This window comes from Ignavibacteriales bacterium (assembly GCA_026390595.1).
Lineage (GTDB): Bacteria > Bacteroidota > Ignavibacteria > UBA10030 > UBA10030 > UBA9647.
This window is the reverse complement of the sequence record JAPLFQ010000023.1, coordinates 197,614-212,571: the sequence shown is the minus strand read 5'-3', so window position 1 is coordinate 212,571 and position 14,958 is coordinate 197,614. Positions and strand designations below refer to the sequence as shown.

Below are 14,958 nucleotides of genomic sequence, written 5' to 3'. Positions count from 1 at the left end.
CTGTGGCAGCACACACCGCCGACATAGCTCTTCCCGATCTGGAAGCGACGCGGAAAAGCAACTTTCTGCTGCCGATCCTCTTTCTCCCCCCGCCGAAACGAGAGGCGATCGAAACGATCTATGCTTTCTGCCGGTACTCTGATGATATCGTTGATGAAGAGGCAGATGTCAAAGAAAAGTACCGCCGCCTTCTCGTGTGGACGAACGAATTGCAGCTTGCCCTCCAGGGCGTTTCCCGTTTCGCAATCCTGAACAGGCTCGTCAGCGTCATCCAGAAATTTCACATCCCGACTCACCATTTCCTCGATCTTCTGAAGGGAATGGAGATGGACCTTGTGAAGAACCGCTACGAGACGTTCGGGGAGCTTGAGCAATATTGCTACCGCGCGGCATCCACGGTCGGCCTCATCTGCGCCGAAGTATTCGGGTATCATCATGAGCAGACGAAACAGTACGCGGTCAATCTCGGTATTGCGCTTCAGCTGACGAACATCTTGCGCGATATCAAGACTGATGCGAAGAAGGGTAGGATCTATCTTCCCAAAGAAGATCTCCAGCGGTTCGGGTACTCGGAAGAAGAGCTGATGAACTCTGTGTACAACGATCGGTTCCGCGCATTGATGAGATTCGAATGCGAGCGGGCGCATGAGTACTACCGCTCGGCAAAGAGCTGTCTCGCAGAAGATGACAAGCCGTTGTTTACCGCAGCGCGGGCCATGGGAAACATTTACTACCTGTTGCTGCTCCGCATTGAACGAGCGAATTACGATGTGTTCTCAAAACGTATCCGCCTCGGCTCGCCCGTCAAGTTCCTCGTGGCGATGATGCTTCGCCTCCGGAACAAACTCCCGAAGAACTTCCACCGGTTCATCCGGACAGAATTGCCAGCCTGAAAGCATTGCGCACTGTTGATTTCGGATTGTGGAGTTCCGGTGCAAACCAATTCGCAATTCTCCTTTCGCAATTCGAAATTGTACGTGAGATCGTGATTTGAATCCTGAAGACCTGAAAAAGCGCACGAAAGAGTTTGCTCTCCGCATTCTTCGGTTTGTCAATTCGGTGCAGAGAGGGAGAACAGAAGACATCTTGACGAAACAACTTGCCAAAGCAGCGACGTCTGTGGGAGCGAATTACCGGGCCGCATGCCGGGCTCGATCAAGAGCTGATTTTGTTTCGAAGATTACTATCGTCGAAGAAGATAGCCGATGAAACCCAGTATTGGCTGGAGCTGCTCCTTGAACAGATCCCGATACGGGCAGGTGAAATCACGGGTCTGATCGAAGAGGCAAAAGAACTGACCGCAATTTTCACTGCTTCTGGAAAGACGGCCAAAAGGAAAACGTGAACCTCCCAATTCGCATTTGTCATTTCGCATTCCGAAATCATGTGACTTTCCATGGGTGTTGATACCCTCATCATCGGCGGCGGCCTTGCCGGACTCAGTGCGGCGGTGGATCTTTCGTCGCGTGGAATCTCCGTGCTTGTGCTCGAGCAGCGACCGCACCTCGGCGGACGAACGTATTCGTTTGTCGACGAGAAAACGGGTGATGTCGTCGACAACGGTCAGCACCTCATGATGGGATGCTATCACGCGACGCGGTGGCTCCTTTCGATGATTGGTTCGGATCACCTTGCTGCGCTCCAGGCGAACCTGCATATCGACTTTCTTCACCCGGTACGCGGCCGCTCGTCCCTGCATTGTCCACCACTTCCCGCCCCCTTCCATTTGCTCGCGGGACTGCTCCGGCTGAACAATCTTTCTGTGATTGACCGCCTGAAGCTGCTGAGAGTAGGCCTCGAGATCCGCAAGGATCCCCAGCGCATTGAACCGACGATCGCTTCGCTCACTGTGCACCAATGGCTGGATCAACTGGGGCAATCAGACGAAAACAAGAAGTACTTGTGGGACATACTTGCGATCGGGAGTCTGAATGATGATCCGAAAGATGTCTCAGCCCTTCTTTTCTACAGGGTGCTGAGGAGTGCATTCCTCGGCAGAAGGGAAAACTCGTCGTTCCTCGTGCCGCGGACAGGATTGACGCAGCTCTTTGTCGATCCATGTGTCGATTTTATCCGGTCACGGGGGGGTGAGGTGATCGTGAATTGCGGAGTCGATGAGAGCTTGTTCGACGGGGATCGGTTGCGGGGAGTCCGCAGTTCGGACGGACGCATTCGTGAAGCGCAGGCCTTTGTCAGCGCAATTCCCTGGTATGCAGCATCGCCGTTGTTCTCGGGGGCCGCAGGAAGGCAGGGATGGAATGTCAACGGCCATCTCCAATCATCCCCTATTGTGACGATCAACCTCTGGTTCGACCGAATGGTTATGGAGCAGGATTTCGTGGCACTCCTCGATTCGCGTATCCACTGGGTGTTCAACAAATCGAAGATTTACGGCTCCAGCACCGCCTCACGCCAATATATTTCACTCGTCATCAGCGGAGCTGCATCGCTCATACTCCTCGATTCCGCTGAGCTCGTCAGGGCGGCGCTCAAGGACCTTTCCGCTGCACTCCCGGCCGTCCGGGATGCGGTGCTTGTCCATTCGCTCGTCATCAAAGAGAAGCGTGCAACATTTTCGCCCCGGCCTGACGCGGAGACTCACCGTCCTTCAAGTGCGACACAATTCCGGAATCTTTTTCTGGCGGGAGATTGGACCAATACCGGATATCCGGCGACAATTGAGGGAGCGGTCTTAAGCGGAAGGAAGGCTGCGGAAGAGGTGGCGAAAATATTGAGAAGGTGACTGTCGGATTGACGGCCACCATTTCTATGGTGGTGACGATGTTCGAGAAGTTAGCTTACAGAGCGCGGCAAGTTTTCTGAAAATGTGATATTATTGAGCAATATTGATTCAAGTATCTGGAGAAATGAATGGCTGACAATAACGAGCTCGAAAAAGCCCTTTGGGCTGCTGCGGACAAAATGCGCTCGAATATGGATGCAGCGGAGTACAAGCACATTGTTTTGGGCTTGATCTTTCTCAAGTACATTTCTGATGCGTTCGAAGAGTTACATCATGAGCTTCAGCTTGAGACGGAAGAATCCGGAGCAGACCCGGAAGATCCTGATGAATACCTTGCTCACAATATTTTCTTCGTGCCGGAAAAAGCACGTTGGCAGTATTTGCAGGATCGGGCCAAGCAACCCGAAATTGGGAAATTGATTGATAACGCAATGGAGGCAATTGAGAAAATCAATCCGCCTTTGAAGAACATACTTCCAAAGATATACGCTGACCCCGAACTGAACAAGCAACGCTTAGGAGAGTTAATCGATCTTATCGGCACCATCGGCTTCAAACAAGACGCCCACAAATCCCAGGACTTGCTTGGTCGGGTCTACGAATACTTCCTCGGACAGTTCGCAGATGCTGAAGGGAAGAAAGGTGGGCAGTTCTGGACACCACAAAGCATAGTGAAATTACTGGTCGAAATGCTGGAACCGTTCAACGGTCGAGTATACGACGGTTGCTGTGGTAGCGGCGGAATGTTTGTGCAGAGTGAAAAATTTGTCCTCAATCACCGGGGAAACATCAAAGACCTTTCAATCTTCGGTCAAGAATCGAACCCGACGACACTGCGCCTTGCCAAGATGAATCTCGCCATCCGCGGTATCGATGCAAAATTGGAATTGGGCGATACATTCTTGGTCGACAAACACCCAGATCAGAAAATGGACTTTGTTCTCGCTAACCCGCCTTTCAATGTGAGTGATTGGAATGGAGAACAACTGCGTGATGATAAACGCTGGAAATATGGTATTCCGCCTGTCGGAAATGCCAATTACGCCTGGCTTCAGCATTTTGCGCACAAGCTCAGCCCCAACGGAACGGCAGGTATTGTGCTCGCCAATGGAAGCATGAATAGTAATTCCGGCGGTGAAGGTGACATTCGTAAGAACATGATCGAAGCCGGCTTGATCGACTGTATGGTAGCGCTCCCTGCGCAATTATTCTACAACACGATGATCCCTGCCTGTCTCTGGTTTTTGGCGCGCAACAAAACCAATCATAAATTCCGTAACCGGTCAAACGAGATTCTCTTCATCGATGCCCGCAAGCTTGGCACGATGATCAACAGGCGGAATAAAGAATTCACCGACGACGACATTGCTCTGATCGCTCAAACATATCATGCCTGGCGGAACAGAGAGGGTAAGTACCAGGACAAAGCCGGATTCTGCAAGTCTGCTACAATCGAAGAAATCAGAAGCGAGAAGAACGGATACGTCTTGATGCCCGGACGTTATGTCGGCACAGAAGAAGAGGTCGATGATGGCATCCCGTTTGAAGAGAAGATGAACGCCCTGACGACAAAACTGGCTGAACAGTTTACAAAAAGCAGCGAACTGGAAACAACCATTCGGAGCAACCTCAAAAGCATCGGTTATGAGTTCTGAAAAGAACATTTCCGAGACGCTGTCTGGGAAATTAGTGTATGGACAAAGAACCTGCAAGAAAATAAGTGTTCACCTTTGATAAGCATTCGATGCAATTAGGTAACAACCTGTTGCCCAATTGACGAAACAGGTTGTTTCGCAATTGCCGTTCGGAGAAAAAAAAGCCAACAAGCTGTTGACGTGGTCGGGCAGTCTATGAGATCTAAGAAAATCGACAGCACCATACTGTTGCGCCGGATCAGGGAGCTGATCCTCGCTGCCCGACAAACTGTTGCCCGCAGTGTTGATACCATTCAGGTGCTCACGTGCTTTGAAATCGGGCACAGAATTATCGAACACGAACAGCAGGGGGAAAAGCGGGCGGAGTATGGCAAAGCGGTCCTGAAGCAACTTTCGGTTACGCTGACAAAGGAATTTGGACGTGGCTTCTCGGAAGACAATCTCTCGAACATGCGAAAGTTCTATCTGATTTACGGAAGTCTAACGAACATTTCCGAGACACCGTCTCGGAAATTGTCGGTAAGCCGGAAATCCGAGACGCCATCCGACAAATCTCCTCTTGCTGTAAGCGCGAAGACACCGGTCATTCCGTTCCCACTCTCGTGGTCTCATTATGTTTTCCTGATCGGAGTGAAAAGGACAGAAGAACGCCGTTTCTATGAAATTGAAGCTGCGTCCCAGAATTGGTCTCTGCGGGAATTGAAACGACAGTTCGATTCCGGTTTATTTGAGCGCCTCGCTGCAAGCCGCAATACAACAGGAATCGGAAAACTTGCGCGGCACGGACAGCAGATTGCAGACCCGAAGGATGTGCTCAAAGAACCATACATTCTTGAGTTTCTCGGTTTGGATGAACGGGCTGCATATTCTGAGACGGATCTTGAATCTGCCATTATTGATAAGCTTGGAAAATTCTTGCGCGAACTGGGGAAAGGGTTTCTCTTTGAAGCACGCCAAAGACGATTCACGTTTGATGAAGATCATTTCTTTGTCGACCTGGTCTTCTACAACCGGCTGCTGCGTTGTTACGTCCTGATAGATCTTAAAATCGGGAAGCTGACACACCAGGACCTCGGACAAATGCAGATGTATGTAAATTACTACGACCGCCACATAAAGACGGATGATGAAAAACCGACCGTGGGAATTATTCTCTGCAAGAAGAAACATGACGCACTTGTGGAAATCACACTGCCGAAAGGAGCAAATATCTTTGCCAAACAGTACCAGCTCTACCTACCTTCCAAAGAAGAATTGAAACAAAAGTTGCTGGATTGGACAGAACAGAAGGAAGGGGATCAGCGATGAGTGTAAGCTTCACAGAAAAACGATTTGGAGATATTGCGAGAGTAATACCCGGATACGCGTTCAAGAGTGATGATTTTGGGGTTGAAGGATTTCCTGTAGTCAAAATCGCTGAAATAGCTCCGCCCAGAGTTGATCTTACTAATTGCCAGAGAATCTCCGCAGATAAAGTCGTTGGTTTAGATCGTTTCAAACTCGCACAAGACGATATTTTGATTGCCATGACGGGCGCAACTCTTGGCAAGGTCGGCAGATTCAAAGAAAATGTGGTAGCGTATGTTAATCAACGTGTCGCAAAGATAGACAGTGTCGAGGGTATCTCAGACAAAGATTTCTTGTATTATCTAATCACCGACAATGCAAACAATTCACAAATAATTGAGCTTGGGTTGGGTAGTGCTCAAGCCAACTTCAGTGGCAAAGATTTAGAGAACCTTCAATTCGTAGTACCTGATCTACCCATCCAGCGTCGGGTTGCCGCAATTCTCTGCTCGCTGGACGAGAAGATCGAACTCAACCGCCAGACCGACGCGACGCTTGAGGCAATTGCACAGGAGATATTTAAGGAGTGGTTCGTGGAGTTTCGCTTCCCGGGCGCCACAGGCGAAATGATCGAAAGTGAATTAGGGATGATACCGAAGGGGTGGAGAGTGGGAAAGCTCGGAGACATGTACAAAACCACGTCAGGTGGTACTCCTTCTAGATCTCAAAATGAATACTACGAAAATGGTATCAACCAGTGGGTCAAATCGAAAGAATTAAACGGATCATTTGTAATCGATACAGAAGAAAAGATCACTGATGAGGCGCTTAGGAATTCGGCAGCCAAGCTTATTCCAAAACACTCTGTATTGGTAGCAATGTACGGTGCTACTGTTGGAGAAATCGGTATTGTTAGCAACGAAGCTACAACGAATCAAGCCATTTGCGCTTTTATACCCAATGACAGCAATCCTTTCACTTTCGTTTTTCAGTTCCTACAAAATAGCAGAGATGACCTTATTTCGAGAGCTGTTGGTTCAGCACAACAAAACATAAGTCAGGAATTGCTGAAAAATCTTGTGTTGACAATTCCCGATAGCCAGACGATGAAAGAGTATCATACAATAATAGAACCCTTGTTTTCAACTATTGAAGAAAACCTACAACAGTCTAGCTCTCTCACCAAGATACGTGACAATTTGCTTCCCAAATTGATGTGCGGAGAGATTGAGGTATGAGCACAGATATAAAATACGAAGACCCTCAATTTCAATCGTTCAATGAATCGCTGGACGAAGAAGGCGACGTAAACATTGCGAATATCTCATTCCAACGAAGCCGTATTTTGTTCGAACTTGGGAAAGAATCTTATAAAGATGCATACAGTGAATATCTTGAACAGGAACTTGAAGATCTTAAGCAATCTGTTTTCGACTCCTATCCTGCGTGCATCGCCTATAACTTCCGCTTATCGGAGAAAGGTGAAGGAGGGACTGATCCGGTTCGGAAACTACTTCATTTGAAGGACAGTTGGGAAGCGATTGTATACGTTCTCTATTCTCTGGTTATGGGTGAAGTACGGCACAGACAAGTGGATTTGAAGGAGTCTCAGATATTTGTGTCTCTTGGTCCAAGTGGTAGTCCTGCATATACAAGTTTCAACACCGATAGAGTACTGTCTGAGGCGGTCAAACAAAAACTTCACAACATCAAAGCTATCGTCCAGCACAGCAAAGGGAATTCCCTTGGTTTTAAATGTGAATGCATCGATGAGTCTTTGTTGGATGAACTGCTGCAATTACAGGACATCCGCAATGATATTTCCCACCATGCTGCTCCAACGCGAGAACAAGCGGATTTCGAGTTGAATCAAGTCATTCCCTTGTTTGAAAGCATGCTAGCCAAAACAAGATTTCTAGAGAACTGCAAAATATTGCGTTTTGAGAGCTACTCTTCTACCTGTCGATGCGAATCATTTAATGGCCACGCGCTCAACCGGGAGTACGATTCGTATCCCTTCGTCGATGCTCAGAAAACGTTAGTCTTGAATCTTGGGCATGAACAACTCTTTGTTCGATGGGATACAGAATGCTTTAGTCTCTCTCCATTTCTTCATTATGACAAGGATGCAAGTGGTCACGAATCGTATATTTGCTTCTACAAGCGAAAGAAGGAAAGCAAATACTGGTATGAACCAGTTAAAATACGAACTGAGAAGTCCATAGATCATCTTCAAGGGCGATTCGATGCCGAGAAAGATGAAATCATCAGGTTGTTGGTACCATAATGATCATGTACGAATCTGAAATAGAGCAAATTGCGCTCGACCTTCTCCGCGAAGAAAATGGTTTTACCGTTCTTTATGGGCCGAACATCACAGAGGGCGAAACCAAGGAACGCGAGTATACCGACGTTGTCCTGGAAGCACGGCTTCGCACTGCTATCGATCGTATCAATACATCTATCCCGGAAAATGCACGTGAAGACGCTTTGAAAAAAGCACTTCGCACAGTTTCGCTTGCTGCCATCGAAAACAACGAGCATTTCCATCGCATGCTCACCGAGGGAGTCGATATCAAGTTTGGCATAGGTGAGGGCAAAACCAAGACTGACAAGGTTTGGCTGGTGGATTTCGACGCACCGGAGAATAACGAATTTTTGGCGGTCAACCAGTTCACCGTTTTAGAAAATAATAACAATAAGCGCCCGGATATTGTCCTCTTCATAAACGGATTGCCTCTGGTAGTTGTGGAGCTCAAGAATCCCGCTGATCAAAGCGCCGATGTTGCTGCGGCATTCCATCAATTGCAGACGTATCAACAGCTCATCCCGTCTCTCTTTGCCTTTAATGCGTTCCTCATCATCAGCGATGGCTGGTTTGCCAAAGCTGGGACAATTTCGAGTGATTATTCTCGATTTATGGATTGGAAATCTGTCGACGGTGTTCGTGCGATCGATTCCAAGACAGAGTCTGAATTGGAACCGCTCGTAAAAGGATTGCTGAACAAGAAAACTTTGTTGGATGTGATAAGGCATTTCATCGTCTTTGAAAAAACAAAAGAGAATACTGTAAAAAAGTTGGCGGCATATCATCAGTATTTCGCAGTCAACAGCGCAATTACTTCCACAATCCGCGCAACCTCAGAAGAAAGCAGCGGCATCGTTGCTGAACATCCGGCTGTATATGGGCTCGCAAGCACAGAACAACAATCCAAAGGTGATAGGCGGGCCGGTGTTGTCTGGCATACACAGGGAAGCGGCAAAAGTCTTTCGATGGTGTTTTACTCCGGAAAGCTCGTCCTCGCAGAGGAGATGAACAATCCCACGATTGTTGTGCTCACAGACCGGAACGATCTTGACCAGCAACTATTTGAGACGTTCTCGAATTGTCAGCAGTTGTTGCGGCAGACACCGGCGCAAGCTGCAAACCGCGAGGATTTGAAAAAGCTGTTGTCGGTAGCGTCGGGCGGAATTGTGTTTACCACAATTCAGAAATTCTTCCCTGAAGAACCCGGTGCAGCATATCCAGTCTTGAGTGAGCGGCGCAACATCGTTGTGATTGCAGATGAAGCACACCGGAGCCAGTACGATTTCGTCGATGGTTTTGCCAGGCATATGCGCGATGCTCTGCCGAAGGCATCGTTTATCGGGTTTTCAGGAACGCCGATTGAGAAAGAAGATAAGAACACACAGGCAGTGTTTGGCAATTACATCGACATTTATGACATTCAGCAAGCAGTAGAAGATGGCGCAACGGTGAAGATCTACTATGAAAGCCGTCTCGCAAAGATCGAGCTTGCCGATTCCGACAAGAAGATACTTGATGAGCGAGTAGAGGAAGTAACCGAAGACGATGAACTGACCGACCGTCAGAGACGCTTTGCCAGATGGGCAAGAAAAGAAGCAGTTGTTGGCAGCAAAAGCCGCCTCAAACAAGTCGCCGCCGATCTTATAAACCACTTTGAGCAACGCCTCACTGCGGCAGAAGGCAAAGGCATGATTGTTTGTATGAGCCGGCGCATTTGTGTTGAACTACATAAAGAGATCATTGCGCTTCGCCCACACTGGTACAATTCCTCTGACGACAAAGGCACGATTAAGATAGTCATGACCGGTTCCGCAAGCGATCCGTTGGATTGGCAGGAACATATACGGAACAAGGATCGCCGTAAAGCAATTGCTAACAGGTTGAAAGATCCCAAAGATTCCCTCAAACTTCTTATCGTACGAGATATGTTTCTCACCGGTTTTGACGCGCCCTGCCTGCATACAATGTACATTGACAAACCGATGAACGGGCACAACCTTATGCAGGCGATAGCTCGCGTTAATCGCAAGTTCGGTGACAAGGAAGGTGGATTGATAGTGGACTACATCGGCATTGCACAGGATTTGAAGAATGCGATGATGATCTACGCCGCAAGCCAAGGGAAAGGAAATATCACATTTGACCAGGAGGAAGCAGTTGCAAAGATGCTTGAGTTGTATGAGGTGGTTGTGGATATGTTCGATCGCTTCGAGTACCGGAGGTACTATACGCTGGAATCGAAAAATAAATTACAATTCATTCTTGATGCCGCAAACTATGTCTCGGAATTAACAGAAGAAAAAGAGGATAGACGGCTTCGGAATGGCAAGGAACGGTTCAAAGAGAATGTTGTCCGGCTGCAAAAAGCATTTGGCCTTGCGGTGCCGCATGCCAAAGCGATCGAAATTCGCAATGACTTGGCATTTTTCCAAGCCATCAAAGCTCGTTTTGCAAAGTTTGACGATCAAACGAGAGCACATACTAATGAAGAGATTGAAACGGCAATTCGGCAAATCGTCAACGATGCGATCGTTTCCGGTGAGGTGATCGATATCTTTGATGCCGCAGGGATCAAGAAACCAGACATTTCGATTCTCTCCGATGAATTCCTTGCCGAGATTCAGGGCATGCCTCGTAAAAACCTGGCATTGGAATTACTCAAGCGATTGATTAATGATGAAGTAAAAATCCGATCCAAATTCAATTTGGTGCAAGGAAAGAAATTTTCTGAAATGCTCGCCGGGGCCGTTAAGCAGTATCAAAACGGACTTATAGATTCGGCCAAAGTGATTGAAGAGCTGATTCAACTGGCGAAGGAGATGCGCGAAGCAGACAAGCGCGGTGATAAGATGAATCTTCGCCCTGACGAGCTTGCCTTCTACGATGCCCTTGCTGATAATCCGACGGCTGAAGCAATACTCGGTGATATAATATTGAAACAGGTTGCGCATGAATTGGTGGAGAATGTTAGAAACAACACTTCAATCGACTGGCATTTGAAACAAAGCGTCCAGGCGAAGTTACGTGTTCTGGTCAAGCGCATTCTTCGCAAATACAAGTACCCGCCGGATGATCCGGCGACAGGTGAATACACAGTTTCGGTGAATAAGGTTCTCGACCAGGCAGAATTGTTCGCTGATGTGTGGGCAGAAGCTACCAATAACCAACAATGAATTCCCCCGCGTTACATCATTCCCTGCGGATCCACATCGATGGTCATGTGAACCTTTCGGTTCTTTCCGAGCGGTGATGTGTTGTGGAATTCGCGCGCGTGAAGCAGTACGGCACGAAGGTATGATCCGGATGGATCAGTCGACTTGAAGTTCTTGATGACGATATGCTTGCGGTACTGGTTTTTGATCTTTGGAATTGCCGCGTCGGCAGGTCCGAGGACCGTGTAGTGTGCTCCCGCTTTTCCCTGAAGCAGCCCCGCGATTTTTTTTACCTGCTGGGCGACTTCGCCTTCCTGTTCTCCCTTGAACTCGATCAGCACGAGACGTGAAAACGGCGGATAGTCGAGTTCCTTCCTGTACGCGAGCTCCTCGCGGAGAAATCCGGCAAAATCATGAACAGCTGCGTACCGCAGGCTGTAGTGGGAAGGCTGGAGTGTCTGAATGATGACCTCGCCGCTCAATTTGCTTCGTCCTGCGCGTCCTGCGACCTGGGTGAGCAACTGAAACGTTCGTTCGGAGGATCGGAAGTCCGGGAGGAGCATCTGTGTGTCTGCCGAGATAACGCCGACAAGTGTCACGCGAGGGAAATCCAGACCCTTGGCGACCATCTGTGTGCCGAGCAGAATGTCGGCTTCGCCGTTTCCGAACTGTGTCAGCAAACGATCGTGAGCGCCTTTGCGGCCCGTGGTGTCAAGATCCATCCGCAGCACCCGCGCATCAGGGAAAAGCGTGCCGAGCTCCTCGTGAATCTGCTGAGTTCCGAACGCGTGGTGGCGGATTTCCGTTCCATGGCACTTTGGACAGACGGCGGGAGGTGCTTTGACAAAGCCGCAATAGTGACAGCGCAGATGTTTCTTCGTGGCGTGAAACGTCAGCGTTACGTCGCAATGGTCGCATCGCTCCACGAATCCGCACTCAAAACATTCCACCACATGGGAAAACCCGCGGCGATTCTGCAGAAGAATTGTTCCCTCGCCTTTCTTCAGGCGTTCATCGATTTGGCCCTTCAACAAGAGCGAAATGGATGGGGCAGGGCCCAGTTTCGTCGTCCACGTTCCTTTTTCCTTCCGCTCCTTCTTGAATTCTTCGTACCTGCGTTGACGCTCTTTTGCCATATCGACGATTTCGATCGTCGGTAGCTGAGCGTTGTCAACCCGTTCCGGAAGTGAGAGGAGTTCGTACTTTTCGCTGATCGCGTTGTGATAGCTTTCAGCAGACGGCGTTGCCGAGCCAAGCACGACAACCGCCTTGTTGATCGACGCCCGGACGATGGCGACATCGCGTGCATGATACCGGGGCATTGAGTCGTACTGCTTGTAGGAGGCTTCATGCTCTTCGTCGACAACGATCAGCCCGATGTTCTTGAGCGGCGCAAAGATCGCCGAACGCGGACCGATCACGACCCTGATTCTCCCTTCATGTGCGAGGCGCCACGCATCGTACCGCTCGCCGACGGACATCTGACTGTGCATCACTGCCACGTCCGCACCGAAGTGTGACTTGAAACGCCGCACGGTTTGCGGCGTGAGCGAGATTTCAGGAACGAGCACAATCGCGTTCTTGCCGTGCCGCAGAGTCTCCCGCATTGCCTCGATGTACACCTGGGTCTTTCCGCTTCCGGTGATCCCGTAAAGGAGAAAAGTCCGGTGTGCGTCAATGCCGAGCGCGGTGACGATCGTGCGCAACGCCTGTTCCTGGTGACCGTTCAGCGTCAGCTGCGGCGGGACTTCGGGAGGCTCATCATATGTTCCGCGAAGGACCTCACGCTGCTCGACCCGAACAAGGCCGCGCTTTTCCAGTGTCTTGACCGTGGAAAGCGATCCTCTCGTCATGCGCACAAGGCCAGGCAGGGAGACTGCCTCTGGGTGCTGTTTGAGTTCAGCAAGAATGCCGAGTTGCTTTGCAGTGACCTTGAAGCGCGGAGGATCTCCACGTGCGGCCTCTTGAAGAAATGCGTGCCCATCCTCTGACAGGAGCGCAACGCTTTCCATCTTTGGCTTTGCCGTCGACCGCAGACGCTGCTCAACGAGGATCCAGCCGCGACTCTGCATTTCCTGCAGGACCCCCTGGATGTTCTTCGTGCGTGTTCGTTTCTGGAGCTGCGAGGGAGAGAGCGTTCCTGATTCCGCGAGGGCCCGGAGGATCGCGTGTTGTACGCGCGCAGAGCGTTTTGTCTTTTCGATCAACTCGGCTACGTTTCCCATGGCGAGCCGAACTGATTGCGTGCTTCCCGACGCGGTTCCCTGGGGAGAGGCCGCCTTGAGGACGTCGCCCCAGGACGCAAGATAGTATTCTGAGATCCATCGGGTCAGCTTGAGCATTTCCTCGGAAAACGTCGGAGAGGCATCGAGGACGTCAATCAACGGCTTGATGGTCTGAAGCGGCGACTTTTCGGGGAACCCCACAACAATGCCGGAGAGTTTCTTCCTGCCGAACGGCACAAGTACGCGTCTCCCGAGTTGAACCGATGGAGCAAGTTCAGGCGGGATCATGTACGTGAAAGTCCGGTCGAGAGGGACCGGCAGCGCTATGTCGACGAGTTTCTGGGTCATGAGAAAGCGCAGGGGGCGACTGTGTGAGCCGCCCCCGGAGAATGATTGACGTGTGTAGCTGTTATTTCCTGATTTCGAATTCGAGGATCTTGTAGACTTCAGTCAACGGGATGTTCTTTTCAATCGCGATCCGCCTGCATTCCTCGAATTCCGGTATCAGCCGCTCATGGCCTTCGACGGTGACGGACTTGACGGTCATCGTACCCAGCGAAGTGTGCACCTGTCGCTGCGAACGAGGGAGCTTTCTTCTCTCGACATGCTGAATGCGGACGCCGAGCGTCGATGTCTCCTGGAAAAGAATTCCAAGCATCGCGTCAAGCGTCTCCCGGCCTGCAAGAACAGAGAGCAGGTGCGCTGATCGCCCTTTCTTCATGACGATCGGAATCAGGAAAGCATCAAGCGCTCCTGCCCCCATCAGTTTCTCGATGACATAGGGGAGGATTTCCGGGTTCATGTCGTCAATGTTGGTCTCGATCGAGAGCACCTCGTCGCGTTCACGTTCGTCTGCGATATCGCCGATGATCAGTCGGAGCAGGTTCGGAATCGCCTGCAGCTCGCGCGTTCCGGCACCGTACCCAATGGAACGAATACGAATCTGCTCGAAAGGCATGGTGCCGGCGGAGAGGGCCTTGATGATTGCGGCGCCCGTGGGTGTCGTAAGCTCGAAGGGAATTTCGCTCAGGACAATTGGGTAGCCCTTGAGAATCTCCATCGTTGCAGGTGTTGGCACGGGCATCGTGCCATGCTGGGTGTGTACGACACCGCCGCTGCCGACTTTGACGGGTGAAGAGTACACCCGTTCGATGCCCAGCTGTTCGAGGCAGATCGCGGTACCGACGATATCGACGATGGAATCAATTGCCCCCACTTCATGAAAGTGCACTTTCTCGACTGTGGAACTGTGCACGGCAGCTTCTGCGACAGCGACCTCATAGAATATTTTCTTGGCGTACCCCTGTACGGTCGCGCTGAGGCTGCTGTTCTCAATGATCGCGTTGATGTTGGAGAGATGGCGATGGTAGGATGGAGCATCCGAGATCACGACGTCGACTTTTGTCGCTCCGATCCCGTTTCGTTTGATGTGCGCTGCAGATACTTCGTAGCCGGAGACGTTGAGTTTCTTCAGTTCATTGATCAAGACATCGAGGGGCACGCCTGCGCTCAGGAATGCACCGAGTGTCATGTCACCGCTGATGCCAGCGAGGGTGTCGAAGTATGCTATTCTCATGCTGCTCGTTGT

The 14,958-nt window shown here is 50.2% G+C and carries 10 protein-coding genes; 8 read left to right on the top strand and 2 right to left on the bottom strand.

The features are described 5' to 3' along the window. The first annotated feature begins 2 nt into the window (after positions 1-2). The 8 genes from hpnD (at position 3) to NTU47_13100 (ending at position 11,166) form a co-directional block, all read left to right on the top strand. Positions 3-893 (top strand): presqualene diphosphate synthase HpnD, encoded by an 891-nt coding sequence (hpnD, locus tag NTU47_13135; protein MCX6134751.1) that lies wholly within the window; start codon positions 3-5, stop codon positions 891-893. Positions 894-1,099: 206 nt separating this feature from the next. Then, the gene (locus NTU47_13130) at positions 1,100-1,345 is read left to right on the top strand and encodes a hypothetical protein (protein ID MCX6134750.1); all 246 of its coding nucleotides are present in this window, start codon (positions 1,100-1,102) and stop codon (positions 1,343-1,345) included. A 51-nt stretch (positions 1,346-1,396) separates the two neighbouring features. Next, positions 1,397-2,743, top strand: a complete 1,347-nt coding sequence (gene hpnE, locus NTU47_13125) for a hydroxysqualene dehydroxylase HpnE (protein ID MCX6134749.1) — start codon at positions 1,397-1,399, stop codon at positions 2,741-2,743. Positions 2,744-2,871: 128 nt separating this feature from the next. Further along, a complete protein-coding gene (locus tag NTU47_13120; protein MCX6134748.1) occupies positions 2,872-4,398 on the top strand; it encodes a class I SAM-dependent DNA methyltransferase in 1,527 nt (508 codons plus the stop codon). Positions 4,399-4,593: 195 nt separating this feature from the next. Then, the gene (locus NTU47_13115; protein MCX6134747.1) at positions 4,594-5,706 is read left to right on the top strand and encodes a PDDEXK nuclease domain-containing protein; all 1,113 of its coding nucleotides are present in this window, start codon (positions 4,594-4,596) and stop codon (positions 5,704-5,706) included. Beyond that, positions 5,703-6,923, top strand: a complete 1,221-nt coding sequence (locus tag NTU47_13110) for a restriction endonuclease subunit S (protein MCX6134746.1) — start codon at positions 5,703-5,705, stop codon at positions 6,921-6,923. Before NTU47_13115 ends, NTU47_13110 begins: the two co-directional genes overlap by 4 nt. Further along, on the top strand, positions 6,920-7,972 hold the full coding sequence (locus NTU47_13105; protein ID MCX6134745.1) for a hypothetical protein: 1,053 nt from the start codon (positions 6,920-6,922) through the stop codon (positions 7,970-7,972). The genes NTU47_13110 and NTU47_13105 overlap by 4 nt, the downstream gene beginning before the upstream one ends. Further along, a complete protein-coding gene (locus NTU47_13100) occupies positions 7,972-11,166 on the top strand; it encodes a type I restriction endonuclease subunit R (GenBank protein ID MCX6134744.1) in 3,195 nt (1,064 codons plus the stop codon). Before NTU47_13105 ends, NTU47_13100 begins: the two co-directional genes overlap by 1 nt. 11 nt (positions 11,167-11,177) lie before the next feature. On the opposite strand, the gene priA is transcribed toward NTU47_13100, so the two are convergent. Continuing rightward, positions 11,178-13,718 carry a primosomal protein N' gene (gene priA / locus NTU47_13095; protein ID MCX6134743.1) on the bottom strand — a complete coding sequence of 847 codons (2,541 nt, stop codon included), beginning with the start codon at positions 13,716-13,718 and terminating at the stop codon, positions 11,178-11,180. Between the two features lie 61 nt (positions 13,719-13,779). Next, positions 13,780-14,946, bottom strand: a complete 1,167-nt coding sequence (gene larC / locus NTU47_13090) for a nickel pincer cofactor biosynthesis protein LarC (protein MCX6134742.1) — start codon at positions 14,944-14,946, stop codon at positions 13,780-13,782. Between the last annotated feature and the right edge of the window lie 12 nt (positions 14,947-14,958).